The sequence below is a fragment of the Floridaenema flaviceps BLCC-F50 genome (assembly GCF_041929275.2).
GTDB lineage: Bacteria > Cyanobacteriota > Cyanobacteriia > Cyanobacteriales > Aerosakkonemataceae > Floridanema > Floridanema flaviceps.
The window spans coordinates 285712-306057 of sequence record NZ_JBHFNR020000002.1; the positions used below are offsets into that span (position 1 = coordinate 285712).

The 20346-nt window shown below is 39.7% G+C and carries 20 protein-coding genes and 1 pseudogene; 7 read left to right on the forward strand and 14 right to left on the reverse strand.

Features of this window, described 5'->3' with window-relative positions; genetic code table 11:
• Window positions 1–112: 112 nt before the first annotated feature.
• The 4 genes from tpiA to ACE1CI_RS21080 form a co-directional block, all read right to left on the reverse strand.
• Complete coding sequence (gene tpiA / locus ACE1CI_RS21065; RefSeq protein WP_413261836.1) at window positions 113–838, reverse strand: triose-phosphate isomerase; 726 nt, start codon at window positions 836–838, stop codon at window positions 113–115.
• Window positions 839–1188: 350 nt separating this feature from the next.
• Window positions 1189–1656 (reverse strand): DUF29 domain-containing protein, encoded by a 468-nt coding sequence (locus ACE1CI_RS21070; RefSeq protein ID WP_413261837.1) that lies wholly within the window; start codon window positions 1654–1656, stop codon window positions 1189–1191.
• A 196-nt stretch (window positions 1657–1852) separates the two neighbouring features.
• A complete protein-coding gene (locus ACE1CI_RS21075) occupies window positions 1853–4003 on the reverse strand; it encodes a polyribonucleotide nucleotidyltransferase (RefSeq protein WP_413261838.1) in 2151 nt (716 codons plus the stop codon).
• A gap of 371 nt (window positions 4004–4374) precedes the next feature.
• The gene (locus ACE1CI_RS21080) at window positions 4375–4920 is read right to left on the reverse strand and encodes a hypothetical protein (RefSeq protein WP_496615672.1); all 546 of its coding nucleotides are present in this window, start codon (window positions 4918–4920) and stop codon (window positions 4375–4377) included.
• Window positions 4921–5095: 175 nt separating this feature from the next.
• Here ACE1CI_RS21080 and ACE1CI_RS21085 point away from each other — a divergent pair, with 175 nt between their 5' ends.
• Window positions 5096–5221 carry a hypothetical protein gene (locus tag ACE1CI_RS21085; RefSeq protein ID WP_496615673.1) on the forward strand — a complete coding sequence of 42 codons (126 nt, stop codon included), beginning with the start codon at window positions 5096–5098 and terminating at the stop codon, window positions 5219–5221.
• Between the two features lie 161 nt (window positions 5222–5382).
• Here the strand turns inward: ACE1CI_RS21085 and ACE1CI_RS21090 are convergent, their stop codons facing one another.
• Together ACE1CI_RS21090 and ACE1CI_RS21095 are read right to left on the reverse strand one after the other, a co-directional pair.
• On the reverse strand, window positions 5383–5934 hold the full coding sequence (locus tag ACE1CI_RS21090; RefSeq protein WP_413261840.1) for a GNAT family N-acetyltransferase: 552 nt from the start codon (window positions 5932–5934) through the stop codon (window positions 5383–5385).
• A 368-nt stretch (window positions 5935–6302) separates the two neighbouring features.
• A complete protein-coding gene (locus ACE1CI_RS21095; protein ID WP_413261841.1) occupies window positions 6303–6902 on the reverse strand; it encodes a glyoxalase-like domain protein in 600 nt (199 codons plus the stop codon).
• 223 nt (window positions 6903–7125) lie between these two features.
• On the opposite strand from ACE1CI_RS21095, the gene ACE1CI_RS21100 reads away from it, so the two are divergent.
• Complete coding sequence (locus tag ACE1CI_RS21100; protein WP_413261842.1) at window positions 7126–7776, forward strand: RNA polymerase sigma factor; 651 nt, start codon at window positions 7126–7128, stop codon at window positions 7774–7776.
• The gene (locus tag ACE1CI_RS21105) at window positions 7773–8903 is read left to right on the forward strand and encodes a tetratricopeptide repeat protein (protein ID WP_496615674.1); all 1131 of its coding nucleotides are present in this window, start codon (window positions 7773–7775) and stop codon (window positions 8901–8903) included. The genes ACE1CI_RS21100 and ACE1CI_RS21105 overlap by 4 nt, the downstream gene beginning before the upstream one ends.
• Here the strand turns inward: ACE1CI_RS21105 and ACE1CI_RS21110 are convergent.
• The 3 genes from ACE1CI_RS21110 to ACE1CI_RS21120 all read right to left on the reverse strand — a co-directional run bounded on the left by ACE1CI_RS21110 (window position 8900) and on the right by ACE1CI_RS21120 (window position 12313).
• Entirely contained in the window at window positions 8900–9733 is an 834-nt protein-coding gene (locus ACE1CI_RS21110; protein WP_413261844.1) for a hypothetical protein, read from the reverse strand. The two genes, ACE1CI_RS21105 and ACE1CI_RS21110, sit on opposite strands and share 4 nt — an antisense overlap.
• Window positions 9734–9867: 134 nt before the next feature.
• Window positions 9868–10740 carry a DUF2267 domain-containing protein gene (locus ACE1CI_RS21115; RefSeq protein ID WP_459563990.1) on the reverse strand — a complete coding sequence of 291 codons (873 nt, stop codon included), beginning with the start codon at window positions 10738–10740 and terminating at the stop codon, window positions 9868–9870.
• Window positions 10741–10936: 196 nt separating this feature from the next.
• A complete protein-coding gene (locus ACE1CI_RS21120) occupies window positions 10937–12313 on the reverse strand; it encodes a sensor histidine kinase (protein ID WP_413261944.1) in 1377 nt (458 codons plus the stop codon).
• A gap of 170 nt (window positions 12314–12483) precedes the next feature.
• On the opposite strand from ACE1CI_RS21120, the gene ACE1CI_RS21125 reads away from it, so the two are divergent.
• Window positions 12484–13071, forward strand: coding sequence for a 2-hydroxychromene-2-carboxylate isomerase (locus ACE1CI_RS21125; RefSeq protein WP_413261846.1), 588 nt, complete (start codon window positions 12484–12486; stop codon window positions 13069–13071).
• Between the two features lie 103 nt (window positions 13072–13174).
• Window positions 13175–13738 carry a Uma2 family endonuclease gene (locus ACE1CI_RS21130; protein ID WP_413261847.1) on the forward strand — a complete coding sequence of 188 codons (564 nt, stop codon included), beginning with the start codon at window positions 13175–13177 and terminating at the stop codon, window positions 13736–13738.
• Between the two features lie 28 nt (window positions 13739–13766).
• Here the strand turns inward: ACE1CI_RS21130 and ACE1CI_RS21135 are convergent, their stop codons facing one another.
• From ACE1CI_RS21135 to ACE1CI_RS21155, 5 genes are all read right to left on the reverse strand, one after another.
• The gene (locus ACE1CI_RS21135) at window positions 13767–14042 is read right to left on the reverse strand and encodes a hypothetical protein (RefSeq protein WP_496615676.1); all 276 of its coding nucleotides are present in this window, start codon (window positions 14040–14042) and stop codon (window positions 13767–13769) included.
• 63 nt (window positions 14043–14105) lie between these two features.
• Window positions 14106–14672, reverse strand: a complete 567-nt coding sequence (locus ACE1CI_RS21140) for a VapC50 family PIN domain-containing toxin (protein ID WP_413261849.1) — start codon at window positions 14670–14672, stop codon at window positions 14106–14108.
• Window position 14673: 1 nt separating this feature from the next.
• Entirely contained in the window at window positions 14674–15141 is a 468-nt protein-coding gene (locus ACE1CI_RS21145; protein WP_413261850.1) for a helix-turn-helix domain-containing protein, read from the reverse strand.
• A gap of 192 nt (window positions 15142–15333) precedes the next feature.
• A complete protein-coding gene (locus tag ACE1CI_RS21150; RefSeq protein ID WP_413261851.1) occupies window positions 15334–15768 on the reverse strand; it encodes a DUF29 domain-containing protein in 435 nt (144 codons plus the stop codon).
• The gene (locus ACE1CI_RS21155; RefSeq protein ID WP_413261945.1) at window positions 15765–19004 is read right to left on the reverse strand and encodes a phosphorylase b kinase regulatory subunit alpha/beta; all 3240 of its coding nucleotides are present in this window, start codon (window positions 19002–19004) and stop codon (window positions 15765–15767) included. The genes ACE1CI_RS21150 and ACE1CI_RS21155 overlap by 4 nt, the downstream gene beginning before the upstream one ends.
• A gap of 328 nt (window positions 19005–19332) precedes the next feature.
• On the opposite strand from ACE1CI_RS21155, the gene ACE1CI_RS21160 reads away from it, so the two are divergent.
• Window positions 19333–19464 (forward strand): hypothetical protein, encoded by a 132-nt coding sequence (locus ACE1CI_RS21160; RefSeq protein ID WP_265583098.1) that lies wholly within the window; start codon window positions 19333–19335, stop codon window positions 19462–19464.
• A 133-nt stretch (window positions 19465–19597) separates the two neighbouring features.
• Window positions 19598–20336 (forward strand): annotated as a pseudogene (locus ACE1CI_RS21165) (WecB/TagA/CpsF family glycosyltransferase).
• Window positions 20337–20346: the final 10 nt, after the last annotated feature.

Sequence of the window (20346 nt, forward strand, 5' to 3'; positions counted from 1 at the left end):
ATTGGTCATTAGTTATTTGTCATTGGTCATTTGTTATTTGTCATTTATCATTAGTTATGAAAAAAAGATTAATCACCAATGACTAATGACTAATGACCAATGACAACGGACATTACTGATAATTTACAATGCGTGCAAAACTGCTAGGTTCGAGGCTAGCACCTCCCACCAGTGCGCCGTCAATTTCTGGTTGAGCCATAATCTCATCGATATTATTAGGCTTAACAGAACCGCCGTACTGAATAGGAACATCAGGATTAGATAATTGAGAGCGAATTAAACCAATAACTCGGTTAGCTTCGATCGATTCGCAGGTATCGCCAGTACCGATCGCCCAAATCGGTTCATAAGCGATAATCAAATTATTTTGATCGACATCAACTAAACCTTTCGCTAACTGACTAATAATCAAAGACTCAGTTTCAAGAGCATCTCTTTGTTGCTTACTTTCGCCAACACAAAGAATCGGAGTCAAACCATAACGTTGTGCTGCTTTCAGTCGCAGATTCACAGTTTCATCAGTTTCATTGAAATACTGACGGCGTTCGCTGTGACCGATAACCACATATCTTACGCCAATCTCCGTGAGCATAGGGCCAGAAATTTCGCCAGTATAAGCGCCTTGTTCCTCCCAGTGAACATTTTGGGCACCCAGTTGCACGCGACTACCATGCAAACTCTTGGATAAAATACCCAAATCCGTAAAAGGAACACACAGAACAATTTCCCGATCTTCCGGGGTTTCTTCTAAGGTGTGTAAGAAATTCAGCAAGAACTCCGACGTTTCCGCCTGAGTTTTGTACATTTTCCAGTTGCCAGCGATAACTTTTTTTCGCACAGTTACTCTGTAGGGAGAAACACTATAAGGGTAAACTCCAGTTTAAGGCTTCTGGGGTCAATTTTGCTAACTAGTTGGGTTTAGATCCCCGACTTCTTGGAGAAGTCGGGGATCTATGATCTATTTAGCTATTTGAATCGCTTTCCAGTTGTTCACCTGGGAAAAACTCAGCATTTAATATTTCTTCTAATCAGTTTCGTACAATTCGCCAGTTTTAGGCTCAATTCCTGATAAATTTTGAGTCATAATATCTTTACCACTCCATCAACCTGTAAACTCCTCCTTCTTTTCTGGAGCGTCCTCTGCGTCTGTAGCGGTTCAAAAAAACCAATCTTTTAGGATTGCAATCATTACTCACCAGGAAAAAACTCAAAATCTAATATTTGCTCTAAATTATAAGGACTTTCTTGGGGAAAACTTTCTTTAGATAAAGAAGTTTCACTCATAGCTAACTTAAGCGCGTACTTATAAACCTCACTGATGGCATCAGGTAAGTAAGGTTTTAAACTAGGACTTTCTTGCAGAAGACCTAAAATTTGAAAGCGTTGTTCATCAATAGTATTTGACCAACTGTTAGAACGTTTGTTCGCTTGAAATTGCCACTTCAGCAAATGTCCAATTAAAATTCTTAAACGGTTTCTTAACTCTCTGCGGTCTTGTTTACCCAAAGACTCAATCTCCTCAGCTAAATTAGGAATATCTAAATTATTCCAATCCTCATTTCGCAAAAACTTTGCTTGTTCCACAGTCCATGTATAAAAATCAGTTTCGTATAATTCTCTGGTTTTACTTTCAATTTCTGATAAATTGCCAGTCATAACAAAAAACCTATTTAATATTAATTTCTGCTCCCCTGCTCCCCTGCTCCCCTGCTCCCCTGCTCCCCTGCTCCCCTGCTCCCCTGCTCCCCTGCCCGAAAGGGGTGAATGTTGCGGATATTTGAGATTATGATATCCGCAAATTGCGAAGCGATCGCCAAATATAGCAACCGCCTTTCTATCTTACGTTGACCAGTTAACGATTTGCTGCCGATCGAGCCGCAGCAGCTTCATCTGGGTGAATGCCCAACCGAGTTAAATTGATCCGACCTTTGTTGTCAATTTCCCGCACTTTCACAATCACTTCATCGCCAACTCCCACTTCATCTTCTACCTTGCCAACTCGGTAGTCTGCTAATTGGGAAATGTGAATCATGCCTTCTTTTCCGGGCAAAAATTCCACAAAAGCACCAATGGGAATAATTCTAGTCACACGACCTACATAAACATCGCCTTCATTTAACTTACGAGTTAAACCTTGGACAATTAAACGGGCGCGTTCCGCTTTTTCCACATCAATTGCCGAAATTGTCACTGTACCATCATCGTCAATATCGATTTTGGCACCAGTTTCTTCGGTAATGCCTTTAATAGTTTTACCACCAGGGCCAATTACTAAACCAATCAATTCTGGATCGATCTTGAGCATTAGTAAACGTGGCGCGAAAGGCGACATTTCGCTGCGTGGTTGATCAATAGCAGCCAGCATTTTTTCTAGGATATGTAATCTAGCTGGACGTGCTTGGTGAACAGCTTTAGCAATGGTTTCTATAGGCAAACCATTAATTTTCATATCCATTTGCAGGGCGGTAATTCCTGTATCTGTCCCTGCTACTTTGAAGTCCATATCGCCTAAGAAATCTTCTATTCCTTGAATATCTGTTAAGATGCGGACTTCTTCGCCTTCTTTAATTAATCCCATTGCTGCGCCGCTAACTGGTTTTGCCAGCGGAACTCCAGCATCCATTAAAGCTAAAGTGGAACCACAAACGGAACCCATTGAAGTTGAACCGTTAGAAGAAAGCACTTCCGAAACTACGCGAATAACGTAGGGGAATTGATCTTTTGGTGGTAAAACAGGGACAATAGCTCTTTCTGCTAAAGCACCGTGACCAATTTCTCTTCTTCCAGGGGCACGTAAGGGTTTAGTTTCGCCAACCGAGTAGGGAGGGAAGTTGTAATGGTGCAGGTAGCGTTTTTCGTCTTCTGGGTGCAAGTCGTCGGCGAGTTCTTGCGCGTCTCCGGGTGTACCCAAGGTGACAATTGACATGACTTGGGTGAGTCCCCGGTTGAATAAACCGCTACCATGAACTCGGCGAGGTAGGACTCCGACGCGACAAGAAACTGGTCTGACTTCATCGAGTTTACGACCATCGACGCGCACGCCTTCGTCAACAATCTGACGGCGCATGAGTTTCTTGGTAATATCTTTGAAGACGTTGCCCAAGGCTTTACCATCCTGAGCAATTGCGACTTTGATGGGGTCTTCTTCTGGTAGTTCGGCTATTCCAGCTTCGATGCCAGCTTTAATTTCGTCTAATGCTTCATCCCGTTGGTTTTTGTCGAACTCAAACCGCTTGAGGATTTCTTTGATTGGTTCGGTGGCGCGATCGCGAATATAATTTGCTAATTCACTATCTGTAACTGGTGGTTCCTCGTGAACTTGCTCAATTTCCAGTTCTTTGAGCAGGTCTTTTTGGGCTGCAATTAGGTCGAGTACTGCTTCGTAACCAAAATCGATCGCCTCAATAATATCAGCTTCCGGCAATTGGTTCGCCCCAGCTTCCACCATAATCACGCCTTCTGGGGAACCCGCAACCACTAAATCTAAATCCCCAGCTTCAATTTCTGCGTAGGTAGGATTAATGATAAAATCATCTCCCACCAGACCAACCCGCACTGCTGCCATTGGCCCATTAAACGGGATCTTCGCCAACATTACCGCAATGGAAGCACCAGTCACCGCCAAAACATCCGGTGGCACTTGTTCATCCATTGACAAGGTAGTAGCGACAATTTGAATGTCATCCCGTAACCAACTGGGAAACAAAGGACGCAAGGGACGGTCTATCAACCGACCTGTCAAAGTTACCTTTTCTGGTGGACGACCTTCCCTTCTCAAAAAACCACCGGGAATTCTTCCAGCTGCATAAAGTCTCTCTTCGTAGTCCACCAACAAGGGGAGAAAATCGATACCTTCTCTACTTGCCGCCCGCGTCGCAGTCACCAATACACAAGTATCACCAGATTGTATAAGAACGGAACCACCAGCCTGTGGAGCAAGGAGGCCAACCTTTAATCTAATATCCCTACCGTCAAAGGATATCGATTTGTCTAACTCTACCATTCGATCCTTCACTATCACAATTCTTTATCTGTCGCAATCGTAGCACTGTTACAGGGTCTCAGGGGAAACTTGGGGAGATGGGGAGATGGGGAGGTGGGGAGGTGGGGAGATGGGGAGGTGGGGAGATTTTTAGAGGATTTTGGGGAATTGATCTTACTAAGTCTAGGAAAATACTTAAAGGAGTATTCCCTAACTTTTCGACAATTTCCGCAATTGTCCTGATGTACTTACGTTGAGATGGAAGGAGAATGATAGATAGCTAAGGTTAATAACTTTAAAGTCCTATACAGAAACGAACCCCTCATAGAACCCTGTCTATGGGGGTTTATATTTTTTGTTATTAAGTTAAGGGAAAAACGCTAACTCTATTTTTACCTCAATGACATTTCTGCAAAATAAAGACCTGGACATTTCCCGCTGATGCACTCTGCTCTTAGTGCTACATTTTTAACACCTTGTAAATTTAGAGTCCACTCTTGTTTGGGGCCAACTATGACTTCTTTAGTGCCAGCTAAATTACCGTCCAAGTAAACACCAAATAAGATCTTATTATTTGGCTGTGCAAAAGAGTTGCCACTGTGTACTCCAAAAACTAACTTCAGAGATTGAAAATTGGCTTTAAGGTTACAAACTACTTCAACAGGATTACCAACTGGAATAAAGTAATCACCTGATAGACTGTAATCATAGCTAAGATATGCTAATAGAGGCAAAACTTCTCTTCCTAAAGTTATCGAACTGTCTCCCTTCTTTAAAATATAGTCGAGATTCCGACCAGGAGTAGCACTTTGACAATCTCTATTCACGAGAGATGATGCCGCTTGTGCTTCTGCTTTGAGTGGTGTTGTAGACCAAACTATCAAAGCAATAATCCCAATGTTTAACCAGAAGTTTTTGTTTTTCATTTTCTTCATCATCGGAACTAAATAGTAAAGTAAGCAGAACTTTGCGACTCACAATACTGAAAGTCAAGAGATACCCTGATAACATCAAGGTCATAGCACGAGATATAGATATAAAGTATTGAAAGTTTCTATTTCGTTAGAAAAATTTATTTATCTTTATTAACTGTAGGTTATACCAATTCACGAAATGAATGATACATATCTGGTAAGGGCGGGTTTTGCCCAGAAATTAGCTCTCGTTCCCCGGTTGAACCCAGTGGGAACGAGGGGAAACGAGGGAAATCTAGGAAAATACGTAAATGAAGATGCTTAATTTTTTCCGAATTTACGCAGTAATTCTGATGTACTTACGTTGGGACTAAAGCATAATAATAGATAGCTAAAGACAATATCCTAAAAGACTATACCGAAACAAAGCCCTCCGAGAAACCTCTTCAGGAGGGTTTATATTTTTTAATTATTTGGCGGTTTTCTTCAATGGGAAACTTGGCGATACAACATTAAGGCATCTACTAATTTGCCATCTTTTAAATGTGCGGCTGCGGGGATGCGCCCAATAGTTTTAAAACCTAATGATTCCCAGAGTTTTAGGGAGGCAATGTTGGTTTCAAAGACTAGGTTAAACATGACTGCTGCATAACCTCGCCATCTGGCAATTTCTAACATTTTTTCGCCCATAAATCTGCCGATGCCTTTACCTCTATGCTCTGGATGAACGATGAAACCTGCGTTGCAAAAATGGTTACAGCGTCCTGGGAAATTTGGTTTTAAAAAGAAGGCTGCTAAAATTTCCGAAGAATTAGAAATATTTCTCACTACAAAGGCATCTTTGACTAACCAATAGGCGGCAAACTCTGCTTCCGAAACTGGCTTTTCTTGAGGATAAGTTTGCCCTTCAATTATTACTTGATTGAATAATGCTCTGACTGTTTCTGTTTCTTGAGGTAGCATCCAATCTAATTCTACTAGTTCACCTGTTTTTAGTTCTTGCCGAATTGGTATTTCTATTTGAGGCAAATTGTCCATAATTACCAGTATTATAGCTGAACAATAAAATTATTTAATTTCTGCACTTCCGTAAAAGTACAGATAGCTTAAGTATACCTAATAAACCAAATTTATATAACAATTAAATTTGAAGAAGTTAACCTTGTTTATGTTTTTCTTGCTTCTAATGACCCCAAAGATAGCGATTTGCAGATTAAATTTTCGGTTGTGGTACGAGTGAAAAAATCAACTTAAGTAGGTAGATATAAATAAAGTGAAAACTAAGGCGGGCAGGATGCCCACCCCACAGGAGGGGCAATTCATGAATTGCCCCTCCTGTGGGGTGGGCTCTCCTAGCCCGCCCCATCCTTAGATAACTATTATCACTTTAATTTATTTACAGCTACTTAATTATTGACTTCAGCCATTTCAATTGTGCGGTCTTCCCAATCTTTTACTAAGAAGTTTAATGGTTTTTCTGTACGCAGTTTAAATCGCAAACCTCGAACTTGAATTCGCATTAAGACTTGTTCTAAACATTCGCGATCGAAACAAACATGACGTTGGCGATTTTTTGCGCCTAAACTAGCACCAGAAATGACGTGCAGTTGAGTATTTTTCTTCAGTTGATACCACAGTCCATCAGATTCATTAAATTTGTTAGTAGCAGTCAGACTGGGGCCTGTTGACATATTATAAAGTGGGTCGATCGCAGCAGTGCCGATAGTTTGCTCGTAGTTGTAATAGTAGTGCAAAGGTACGTCGGCTGCGGGCAAATCTAGGACACCTTCATAAAATTTACGGGCAATCTCAAGGTCTGACACCATAATTGTATGTACTTTGGGGGCGCTGGTGAGGAACATCCACATTGCACCTGCGTAAGCTACCAGCAGCATTACCATGATTCCTTGGGTGGAAAACAAGGCATCGAAAGGTAAGGAAAGTAAAAAAGTGCTATCAGTTATGGAAGAAACCAGAGAAGTAATGATGTTGACTGCTAGAACCATGAATTTACAAAGGGTGAATGATCTGTAATTCTAGTCTATCAAGCCTGAAGGAGTGCGATCGCGTTTGTGGAGGTGGGGAGGTGGGGAGGTGAGGAGGCGGGGAGATAGAAGGTTAATTAAGGTAAAATTTAAAACAAACATTTCCCAGCTAAAAATTTGCGCTTCAGCAGTATAGTATCTGGTAAAATCTCATGATTTGATTGATTAGCCAAAGGGTAAAGTTGTGCAAATTCCTTATTTTACTGAAACCGATCATCCACAAGTCAAGTCTCTGTCTCATTACAGCGATCGGGAACTATTGACTTTGTTCCAACGCCATCCTGAAGAAGGAAAATATTTTACGGCTATTTTTTGTCGATATAGTCCGATCGTCTATACTCTAATTGCCCACTCTGGACGTTCGCCAGTGCAGATTGATTATTTGTTTGCTCTGACTTGGCGACATATCTATTATGCGATGATGGAATTAGATTTGCGGGGGTCAAGTGTTCCAGGAATGGAAAATTTTAACCTGCAAAATTGGTTAATTAATATTACGGCGCTTTGTATTAACCAAGCTGATGTTCCGCCTGTGGAGTCCATTCATTATTCTTTGGAAGCTGCTTCTCCGCCTCTGTGGTGTTATACCCATCAAGCATTAGATTTTTTACCTCCTTTGCAAAGGTTAATTGTTTTAATGTCGCAAACTTTCCATTGGAGTGAGGCGCGAATTTCTGCTTATTTGCAAACTGAAGGAGAAACGGTTTCACCTCATCAGGTTAGGTCTTTGTTAATATCTGGTTTGCAAGAGTTACAACGGTCTTTACCTGCTGATATTCGGGAGATTTATTTAGGTGAAGATGGGGCGGTAGAAAAGCAGGAATCTTTGCTATGAAAGGTCTTGATGAATGGCGAGTTGGCAAGAGTAAAGGGGTGAAAACTTTACCTCAGTCTACGGTTTTTGCCTCTAAAAGATTAGCTTTAAGTCGTAAGATGCGGGCGGAAGTTAAACGAAAGAGACTTTTTTTTCTTTGTTTAATTCTGCCTTTTTACTTTCTGCTTTTAGGTGCAGCCGACCTAAATGAACAATTGGATATTCGGATTAATAATGGCACGCAGGGAGAGAGTCGGGACGAAGCCGATCGCTTAGTGCGTTTAGGAGGTCAAGCACAACAAAAAGGTTTGTTAGATAAGGCTATTCCCTATTGGTTAACAGCCCTAAATATTTATTCGGAAATAGGCGATTTAGAGGCGGTTGGTCGAACTTATGATTATTTGGGTTTAGCTTATGCTGATTTGGGTTTATTCCGACAAGCAGAAGATGCACTGCGAAAAAGATTAGGAGTAACCAGAGCAAATAGGGATTGGCAAGGGCAAATTTTTGGCTTGAATAATGTTGGTTCGCTTTTACTGAAGCAACGCAATATTTCGGCAGCGAAAACAACATTTAATGAAGCACTTTCTATTGCTCGTACTACTAACAGTCCGGCTGGTATTGGGTTATCTTTAAATAATTTGGGTTTAGTCGCAGCAAATCAAGGAGATTATAATCAAGCGATTAAAAGATATGAGGAGGCTTTGATTTATCGCAGTCGTGCTAGTGACCCGGTGGGAGAGGCAAATACTTATAATAATTTGGGTGATGCTTATCGGGCTACTGACAATTTTTGGGATAGGATTAGGGCTTATGGTGCGGCTTTGAGAGTGGCGCGATTGGCGATCGATCGCCCAAATCAATTTCGCGCTATTGATGGATTAGTTAATACCTACAATTGCGCGAAAAATTACACTCGAACTTTAGATTTGTTGGAAGAACGTTTAAAAATAGCTCGCGCTTCCGAAAATCCCTACCAAGAATTGAAGTCACTACAATTGTTGAGTCAATTTTACCGACAACAAGGTAAGAATATGGAAGCGCTAATGGTACAACATCAGGCAATTTGTTTGGCTCAAGAATTAAATGAAACTCAAGCAGTGACAGAATTGTTAGGAGAATTGATTCAAATTCCCGTTGATGATTAATTCAAGTAAACTGCACCTGATGGTTGTACAGTCATCGTAGTTTTGTCCAAACTAAAATTGCTGGTGGGGTTAAATCTCACTTCTAAAACTCCGGGAGAAACAGGTTGAGGAGTAACAATTAAAAATCCTCTGTCTGGACGGTAAAAAGTGAGAGTTGTGGGTGTATCTATTGAACTTAAAGTCACGCTATTGTTACCCCGTAAATAACGAGGTTGGGTGTCACCAATTACCTGATAGGTGATATCAGCGCCAGAGTTATTAACCAACCTTAAATTTACTACTCCGTTAACTGGACTAACGCTAGTAGTTGCAGCTTGTTGCTGTTCTGGTGTTGGGATTACACTTCTTTGATTAGGTGCAGAATAGTTATTTTGCCGAATTAGTTGTTTGTTAGCAACATTTAACTCTTTGCTTGCTCTTTGTTGACGTTCGATCATGTAATTGGAGCAAATTTGTTCGGCATGACTTTCGGTGGGTCCTGCAATACTACCATCACGAACAACAGGCGGTTCACTGAGGCTACCTGAAGGCAAAGTTTCCAAAATAGAAGCTGGTTGGTTGGTATTCCTTGAAGTTGGGTTTTGCCGATTTAGCGGTGATGAATTTTGTCTGTCAAGAGTCGTACTATTAATGTATTCCGCACACATCCGACTGCGTTCTGCTGGAGATAACCCATCATTTTCGGGGGTTTGATTCTCTGGTGTAGGGTTCATATTTCCAGGCATTCTAGGACTCATTTGAGCAACTGCTGGAAAAGCTAAAAGCAAGCTGCTAAAAATCACTCCTACTAGTCCAATTTGTTTTTTAATTTGCCGATTTGGTAAATTCATTTTATCCCCCAAGTTTTTATTAAATAAAGTGAAAGTATTTTAAAAAGAGTCGGTTCTACCTCCTACATCTCGTTACCAGGTTCAACCTGGTAACGAAAGATAGAGGCTCTGCTCAGGAGTGCAAGATCTCAGTTTTATGCTTCTTCCCACAACTGGCGAACTCTTCCAGGTAGCCATTCAGCTATTTCTGCAATTCGTTCTTGGGACAATTCATCTTTTGTTGCCGAAAATACCGCTTTAACGACTTGTTCCCGATCGACATTTGGTGGCATTCCACCTTCGTTAGCGACGCGGAATAAAAAGCGATCGTCGTTAATTTTAAAAATGCCGGGACCTTGCCAAGGTGGACGAACCCGACTTAAAAATCCGACAATAGGATTAGTATCTCTCCACAGGTCGCTAATTTCCATTTGCAGCGCTTTATCTTCTGTTGGCATTGCTTCTTCGTGGAGTTCTGCGGCGACGCGATCTGCTGCATCAGTTGTCATTAAATCGCGCATGACTCGATACACGACTTCAGTCAAATCTCTGGCATCATAAGGTTCAGTTAAGCCACCTTTCAGCATGACTTTATGCAAGAAAGGCATATCTTTGTCAGCAATTGGTACTGCTGGGCCTTTCATTAAAGATTCAGGAGGATGTGCCTCCATTTCTTCTAAAGCTTTGCGACCTTTTTCGGTTAATTCTGCCTTTTTAAAAGTAATTAAATGAGGCAAGGGGCCATCTGGCGCACCGTAAGTATTCGCAATTCGCACATCGACTTCTTTGGGATGAACTGCATCAGGAACATCTTCCTGATTACCGTAAGCATTGCCGCTAAATTCGGCGTTGATATATTGCTTTTGATTTAAGTAATCCAAGTGTCCTAAGAATTCTGCTGGCGTGAGTTCTCGACCAACAAAATCTCCTTCATTGAACTTAACTGTGTGCATCCCGTTGTTGCTATCAGTTTCGCTGATTTTCTTCAGCATTATATAGACAACATCCTCTCTTATTCCTATTGTCATATTGCTATTAAACGTCTCCTAATCACTCTACTCATGCCTTGAGGCTAATATGAGAGTGATACCCATTACCTCTGTCACAGGAGACATTCCCTTGTGAGTTGTTTTAACCCATTTTATTGTTAAAATTTTTCGTCGATCCCTGACTTAAGATAGATGAAATTCGTAAAAAAATTAAGTAAAGATTACCAATAATTGATTAGGAATTAAATGTTTCTAAACGCTGTTGAGGTAAGGTGACAGTAACAGTTGTTCCTTGATTAATAGTACTATCAATGCGTATATTGCCATCATGATTTTGAGCAATTGCAGCTGCGATCGCTAATCCTAAACCCGAACCTGTCACTTTTCCCCGACTGCGTGCCGGATCTACGCGATAAAAGCGATCGAATAAATGAGGTAAAGCATCTTCAGGAATACCAATCCCGGTATCAATAATTTTTACTTGTAGCTGAGGAAAACTACCCCGACGAAAAATACGCTGCAATTCTATCTTCACTTTACCTTTAGCTGGCGTATATTGCAGTGCATTACCGATCAAGTTGGTAAACAATCGTGCTAATTGATCCCAATCTCCTAAAAGGCTAAAAAAGTCTTCTTCAGTTTCTTCTAAATACTTTTTTCCCATTCCCGATCCACCAATCTCTGCTTTTAAATCTAAGGAAAGTTCAACATTTTTTTCCTGTGCGACTAACTGTTGTTCTTCCACTACTTCTATTAGCAAAGCATCCAACGGACAAGCAGAAAACCGAGGTTGTACAATGCCACTATCCTGCCTTGCTAAAAATAATAAATCATCTACCAAACGTCCTAATCTTTGGGTTAATCTTTCGATTACTTTCAACTGTTGGCGATGGGGTGCTAACTCTAATTCTGGATCTGCTAAAGCTACTTGGACGTTGGTTTGAATCATGGCGATCGGACTTCGCAATTCATGAGAAGCATCAGAGGTAAATTGCTTTAAACTTTGGTAAGATTCCCTAACTGGTTCCATTGCTAAACCGGAAAGCAACCAACCAATTGCTGCTACACAAATTACCATAAAAGTTATGCCTAAACTCAAATCTAAAATTAATTGGCGACTGGGTTTAGTAACTTCAAACCAAGGATGACTAACGCGCAAATATCCGATGACTTGTCTACCAATTTCTACTCTTTCTGTGATTTGGCGCAAAAGTATAATATTAGGAGAATTGGTGTCAATTTTTTTCTCAATTCTGACTGTTTCTCCAGTACGGTTAGCATGAATGGGAATATTCAAAGGTTCAGAAAATGTTGACCAAAGTAACTCGCCATTGGGACTAAACCATTCTAAGTCAATGCGATCGTCATCTACAGTATCCGCATTATCTCGAAAACTAGCTTCTAAGTTAATTCGGAATTTTTTTTCTGTGGTGTTTGGTTCGATTACTAGCGATCGTTCCACCACTTCCACAACATGATTTAAAGTGTCATCAACTCTTTCAACCAAAGTACTGCGAACATATAAATAAACCCCTGTTGCAAATAATAGTAATAATACTGCTGTTACTGCTGCGTACCAAATAGCTAAACGGCGGCGAGTTGTTTGAAACATAAATAGAATTTTACTCATTACTATGATAATTTTACAGTTTACATAATTTGTGGTAAATTAGCTAAAAATATTTGATTAACCACAGAGACGCAGAGGACGCTCCAGAAAAGAAAAAGAGGATTTTAAGAGTCAAACAAGATTACTATAGAGGTCGTTTGTAGAGGAAAATTATGAGCAAAACATTAGAAGTATATGTCAGTTTAGGTAGTCCTTTTGCTTACCTTGCAACTACGCAACTTCCGGGATTAATCGAAAGAACAAAATGCAACATTGTCTATCAAGTAATTGATATGTACAGAGTTTTTGAATTATCTGGTAATCCGGGATCTAAAGATGTTGGTGCTAAACGGAAGTATTTAGTTAAGGATATTTTTGATTGGTCTAAATATTATAATGTTCCCTTCAAAGTCCCATCACGTCTTTTTATTAACAACGGTGCAGCAGCGGCAGCTGCTATTGCTGTAGAAAAGTCGGGGAAATTACCAGAATTTATTTACAGAGGGTTTCGCGCTTATATGGTTGAAGATTTAGATATTCAAGATCCACAAGTGTTAGGAAAACTTGCTGCGGAGGTTGGCGCAGATGGGGAAGCTGTTGCTGCTGCTGTTAGCGATCCGGCGGTGCTTCAAGAAGTAGAAAATCGTAACAAAGCGGCGGTAGAAAGAGGCGTTTTTGGTGTGCCTACTTTCTTTATTGGTGATGATATGTATTGGGGAAACGATCGCTTAGTTTTAGTAGAAAAAGCGTTAATGAGTTGAGGAAATTTGCCATAATCAAATTAATGAAACTAATGACGATATTGCGATCGCTCCCCAAAAACTACACAATTAACTTATTACCCATAGTTTAGGTTATCGTAAAATGGTACAAATACCATCTAAATCTCTAACATTAGCCGAGTTTCTCACACTACCAGAAACTGAACCAGCTAGTGAGTTTATTAATGGAGAAATTATTCAAAAGCCAATGCCAAAAGGAAAACATAGTATAATTCAAGGTGAGTTAGTTTCGGTAATTAATGCAGTATTAAAACCCCGAAAAATTGCTCGTGCTTTTCCCGAACTGCGATGTACTTTTGCAGAAAAGTCAATAGTGCCAGATGTATCTGTGTTTCTTTGGGAAAGAATACCTCGCGATCGCAATGGCGAAGTTGCTAATATTTTTAGCATTGCACCTGATTGGGTAATTGAAATCTTATCACCCGAACAAAGTCAAACAAAAGTTACTAAAAAGATTTTGCAATGTTTGAAAGATGGAACACAAATGGGTTGGTTAATTGACCCTCAAGAACAGACAATATTTGTCTATCTTGTTAATCAGCAACCGGAAGTTTTTGATGAATTTGAAGCTATTTTAGCTGTACCATTTTTTGCCAATGAATTACAGTTAACCGTTGGACAAATTTTTGATTGGTTGTTAGAGTGAACTTACATTTTTACACATAAAATATTGCTTATTGCAAATTCTGTATCAGCTGTAAATCATTCTGTTCCGAATAACGAGAAAATAATTCTCCCAGTGCTTCTTCTCCCCCAATTTCCCCATTACTAACAAACTTTTCTACTTCTACCGGACCATCATTCAAAAATTCAACTTCCCATCTTTCTCCAGGTACAGCCACTGTCACCATAATTGCTTCATCTCGATGATGCGCTAAAGTGTAGCTGACTTTTTCTTGTTCCAGTTTGTTTAAGAGTTTAAGTAATTTTTCAAAGATAGGATTGGTCATTTATCAAATCTCCGATCGCTTTCAGGTACGTTGTTTCTTAACTCCTGTAATTCATAAAGAATTTCAGCCTGAACTCATGTAAAGACGAACTTTACTTACAAAGGATGGTACTCTATTATTTTTTTCTAATCTCTCCAGAAGTTCCACAACAGTTTGAGGAGGGTTTTTTAAAGCGTCAGATTGCTGTCGAATTACCTCAACCATTGATTCTGGATCGTTATCGAAAAGTTGAGACAAAAATACATCAGGATGTTGTGCTTCTATTTGATAAGGATCTAAAATTTCTTTGGGAAAGTGTTTAAGATTATCAGTGACAATAATCTCAGCTTTGGCAATTATAGCAGCAGCTAAAACATGGCGATCGCCTGGATGATTTCTCATCGCCACTACGAGTTCTTCAGGCACTTCGACTATTGCTTCAGGAAAAGTGTTTTTGATCATTTGCTGAAAACGCGCTGCTTTCTGTTCCGTCATGCGATTTTTATTGACCAGATTGCGAGTAGCACCATCGAGAATTTCTTGGGAAAATTTAACGCAGTAAAGTTCAGCTTCAGCAGCACGTAGTAGAGTATCGCATAGAGGCATCGGAAAGATAACGCAGGAGTCTAGAACAACAGAATCAAATACCATTTTACTGCTCTATATCCCTGACTTCTTCCTCGTAGAAACCCTCATCTTGAAGAAATTGAGTTAGTTCTTGCAAACCCTTTTGACGTTTCACTTTCCGCTGTTCTTTATAATTCATTAAATCTTGGAAAATTACCCTTCGATGGGAACCAACTTTGATGTAAGGAATCTCTCCAGATTCTAGTAATTTGACTAGAAACGGTCGCGATACATGGAGAATTTCCGCAGCTTCTTGTGTTGTCAATTCGCAATTTTGAGCGATTAGAGAAACATTTTGACCTAATGCCATTAAGCGAACAATATCCCGCAGCTTTTTAAATAGATAATCAGGAATATTAACCTCTCTTCCGTTACTGCTGACTAACTTTACTTGTGAAGGTTCAAGGCTTAAAATTTGCTCTAATTGTGATATTAATTTTCTATCTTTATCTTCAAGCAAAACTGATTCAAGAGACACTTTTTGCTTCAACATAATAGTTATTTCTCTAAAGTAGAAGTGAATTCTACTATAACACAACTAATGACATAAGTGCAATATCCGAAACAAGCGAAATATTCAAAAAGCGATCGCAGTTTTCGTACTTACTTCAGATCTTGCACCAGTCCCAAAATCCGCCTGCCTTATCAATTCGCTTTTCTTATAGCTAAACTCCTCTAAAGAGGACTAAATCGGCAAAAATTCACTACTCAAAACTTCCTCAGAACTATAAGGACAAATTTCGGGAAACACCCCCACAGAAAGTCCAGTTTCTGCGATCGCTTGTTCCACAGCATCCGCATAACATTCGGCAAAAACCTCTGTCAAAAAAGGCTTAAGGCTAGGAGATTCTTTAAAAGCTTTGCGAATGCGTCTACGATGTTCATTAATACTACCTCTCCAGCTACCACTGCGGAATTCTGGCTGATATTGCCATTTCAGTAAGTGAGTTATAATTACTGTTAGATTACTTTCTAAACTCCTGCGTTCACTTTTTCCCATGTCCTCAATTTCTTCAATCAAATTTTCCCAATCAATGTGTGAATAATCCCCCATTCGCAACTTCGCTACGGTGGTTTCAATCCATTTCAAATAATCTGTTTCGTACAAAGTTTTACTCATGCTGCACTCGCTTTTCCAAACTGAGTCAAGAACCGGAACGCTTTCACTACAAAAGTAGCACAGGTATAGGGAGAGGTTTCATAAAAAGACCGCCAAGCAGCTGCTTTATATTCATCATAGCGATCGCTTTTATCAGGAAATTTCTCCAAAAATGCTAACCTGACAGCATGACCAATTAACACATCTAAAACGATGTAATCTTCTATTCTTAAATCCGGGTTACGTTCTGCAATTGCCGATAATTCCATTAAAGTTTCAATGTTAACTTGGCGATACTCAGGCGCAACAATTTTATTCAATAAATGCTCAACTTGCAAAGCAAAATTCTTTTCACCGGGAGTCATTTCTGCCAGCAACCATTCACTATCTAAACGGTTGCGTCTTTCTAATTTATCCCCAATTACTAAACCTTTGCAATGTTTCAATAATTGCCAAACGCGAGGATAAAAATCTTTCGGAACTCGGTTTAAAGCGCCATCTCTTTGACGTTTCTGCAACCATTTATCCGTTTGTGATTCTTCTTCTTTTTCAGGAAGTACAACCCATTCAATATCTTTTTCTGATTGTTTGACGTGCAAAGATTCTTGTTGACGTAACAACTCATTCATGTCTTCATAACCAGCAATTACTTGACGCACGCGACTTTTTACTTCAAAGGGGCTTAATGTCATTAAATATTCGTGCGCTTCGTCTTGGGTAATTTTTAATTCCTGTGCTAATTCACTGGTGATTAACAGAATTAAATACCCAACTCTTAAGGTTAGCAAACCGTCAAATAAGTCTGGTTCTGACTTGATTAATAAACCAATATAGATTAGAATTTCTTGGGTGAGAACGCGATCGCGAATATCTTCCCCACAAAACTCTTTAATTTTCTCCTCAATTTCATGGTGCGACATTGGGCGAGTAATTAAGGAAGCTTCGCTATAAGCTTTACCCACAGAAATCTGTTTTTGTCTCACTAAAATATCCGTCACTGCATCCGATAAACCAATGTCCACCATTCCCCTTAAACCTGCGGCGCGACGAATTACCGTCCAGTGAATTATTGATTCGTTAGACGTTTGATTAGCTACGCCTCTGACTGCTTTTTCGTAAATTTCTTTGAGTAAATCTCCTACTGTTACTGGATGTTTTGGTCCTCCTAAACCAGTATCGAAATTTACGCCTTTCAACCGAGTTAATGTTTGCAGTAACTCAACTTGTTCGTAAATATTTTGCGAATCTCGCAAACAATTAATCAAGAATCTGGTATCAGTTTCGTACTCTAATTTGAATTCCTGAGTATGACCCAAAGCCCAGTTTTTTTCTGAATTATAAGTTAAATAATACTTAGCTGATGCTGTATTCTGAACCGGAGATTGAGTGAATTCAAAATCATGGATAAAATCAATTCTCTCTTTAGCTGATGTTTGCAGAAATTGTTGCAAATTGCCCAATTTAATCTGCACGCCATTGCAATAACCAGAATTTAGTTCTTGCATTAATGCTAACAATGCTTCACTTCCCGTTTCCAGCATGGAATGAGTTAACAATAAGGTCATTGTTGGTCTTCCCAACTCCATCCAATTCCGCTGAATATAAGCTAATTCGCTTCTAGTTTGATCGAGCAGAAAATGATAATCTAATGTCAAATAAAACTGTTGTCTATCTAAAAATGCGGGTAAAAAAACAATTGTTTCTCCGCGAACTCGGAAAATTCTCGAAGTAGTTAAACTGCGTAATCTTCGCACTGGACGACCAGTTAAACCTAACTTATCATTGCGTCCAATTTGGGTGTAAACTGTTGATAATTCACTTGCTTGACGCACTTGAATTGGTTCTACTTGTCGGGGTGTTTGGGTGGGAATTCCGTAATCTGCTAATTTGATTTGTAAGTCTTCATCTTCGGCTAAAAGGGCAATTTGCACTAAAGGTTTAGATTCTTTTCCAGTACACAAATGTCTACCTAAAGGGTCGATATCTCCGATCGCAATTAACCCTTCATTTAATAACTGTCCTAAATAATACAGACTTTGTGCCCAAACTAAGGGAACATTTTCGTTAGGTAAGCGAGTTTGGGTTTGGGGGTGCGATCGCTCAGCCTCAATCTTATCCTTTGGTACATAATATAGTTCTGGTAATAACCGCAAACCTTCCCTTTCTACCAACAAACTCTCTAACTTTTGTTGATAATCTTGCGCCTGTTCCTTATCCCTACGAAACAAACTATCTAAAAATAAATAAGTAAAAAACAAAGGCCATTCACATTCTATATTTTCAAACTGCTTTAATTCCCAAGGTTCATAATGCAAACGGGTATGATCTTCGATCGCAGTTTGATGTCCATCTCTCAAGAAACGTTTACAACCGTAACGACCTCCTAATTTGTCAATAATTTTCTTTTTAGTACGATCGACTAACTGTTCGTTCTCAACCGCAAATGCCGGAAAACTAATTACACTCAATAAAGCAGCATCCACTTCTTTTGAGCTAGATTCCCTTGGTAAAATTGACTTTAAAGTAATTCTAGCCCTAGCAATTTCATCAGGTAAAACGTGAATTACTGAAGCTTGACTTCCTCTAATTCCAAACAAATCTACCCCATTAATTGCTTCTAAAGCTGCTTTCGCCATTCCCACAGAACTAGCATTTAATTCTGGGTTTCCGTGATTAATTTTATTGCCTCTTTCCCAAAGTCCGTAATCTGGTGTGCGATAAGCCCGTCCGATATAATAAACTAAATTCTGAACAAAATTCACCTCATCCAGCGTATAAATAATGTGTAATCCTGAAGCAGTCATTTGTGCCAACATCAGCAGAAACAACGAAGTTGCATCTAACTGCAAATGTCCCCACTGATCGTCACCAACCACAATATCACCTGTGTTGGTATTGTATTTGGCGTGTAAAGCATCTAAAGGAGATTGAGTTTCTTTAAAACGTTCGACTTTGTGAGACTGACGCATCATGCAAAACAACAGTCCCCGCATCAATTTAACGACGCTTTGTTCTAATTCATAACTGCGTCCAAAGTCATCATTTAACTTGCGATATCCTAATGCTAATCCCCAAACAGCCAAAATGCTGTAAACATTGTCTCTCACCCAAGCATCTGTATAATCTCCATGAGCATTTATGGCTGTAGAGGCTGGCAGTAATCCTGTAATCGGATTTTGCCGATCGAGAATCACTGTTTGAATTTGCTGATAGTAATAATCTAAGCGTGCTTGCAGTTCTGAAAACTTGTTTGTCATCATATTTTTGGCGATTTTGGCGAAATAATTGCCGATCGGCTTGAAGTTAATTAATAAAGTATGAAGTACACCCTGTTTTAACGGTGTAGCTTAATATTTATGGGTTTTTCTGCTACTAGTTTATCAGTTTATTTCAGATAGTAACTATTTGACTAGTATTTTTAAATCTTTTTTGCTAATTTTTGCACAATCTTTATAAAAAATCAACGGCTCTTTCCGGTAACTTTAACAACAGTTTTGTAGAACATAAGTAGGGAATAAATCAGAATTCAACTTAGACCCAGAAAGTTTTAAAGTTGTCAACCTAGAGCAAAAGCAGGTGACGGATATGTGTACGAAATACAATAAAAATAATTCACCTTTTCTGCGAATTGTTTACTCTAAAGTCAAAGTTAACGGTAAAGTAGAGTTAGTGCCTTTAGAACTTTATGCTGACGGTTCTGTGAAAAAGGCGGTTTGAGGATAACTAAACTATTAACAGCAAGATAAAACAACCAAATCAGCATTTGATCTGAGGAACTACACATCAATGCAGCGTCAAGGTAAACTATGCTGCATAGAGAACGTGAGGAGAGTTTGTGCAAGAACAAATCATTACTAACACGCCTAGCTTTTCTGTACTGGGACTGCCAGTACACTTATTAGATGATTACCCAGGTTGGCTTAATCGCGCAGTTGCACCAGCAATTAGGCGGGCACGTCATTACGCTAAATGCAGAAATGACCATGCAGGCGGAAAAGAACGCCACTTTAGCCCAAATTATTCAGCAAGCAGATTTAGTCATCCCTGATGGTTCTGGAGTCGTCCTTTACCTGTGGTTAAAAGGTAAAAAAGTGAAGCGTTGTCCAGGAATTGAGTTAGCAGAAACTCTTCTGTTATATGCGGGACAATTAAGTAAACCAATGCCAGTATTTTTCTTTGGTGGTGCGCCTGGGGTTGCAGCTAAAGCAGCCAAAATGTGGCAGGAGAAATGTCCAAAATTGGCGATCGCAGGCACTCAAAACGGTTATCTCTCACCCGAAGAAGAACAACAACTACACCAAACCTTAAAAGAACAACAACCAAGTTTAATTTTCGTCGGGCTAGGAGTACCCCGTCAAGAACTTTGGATCGCCCAACATCGCCACCTCTGTCCCAAAGCAATCTGGATCGGAGTAGGAGGTAGTTTAGATATTTGGGCAGGAACAAAAACTCGTGCCCCCGCTTGGTTCCGAGAAAATCATCTAGAATGGCTATATCGGCTTTACCAAGAACCTTGGCGCTGGCGGCGAATGTTAGCTTTACCCCAATTTGCTTGGAAAGCTTTATTGAGCAATTTTTCTCGCAAATAAAGACGTTACA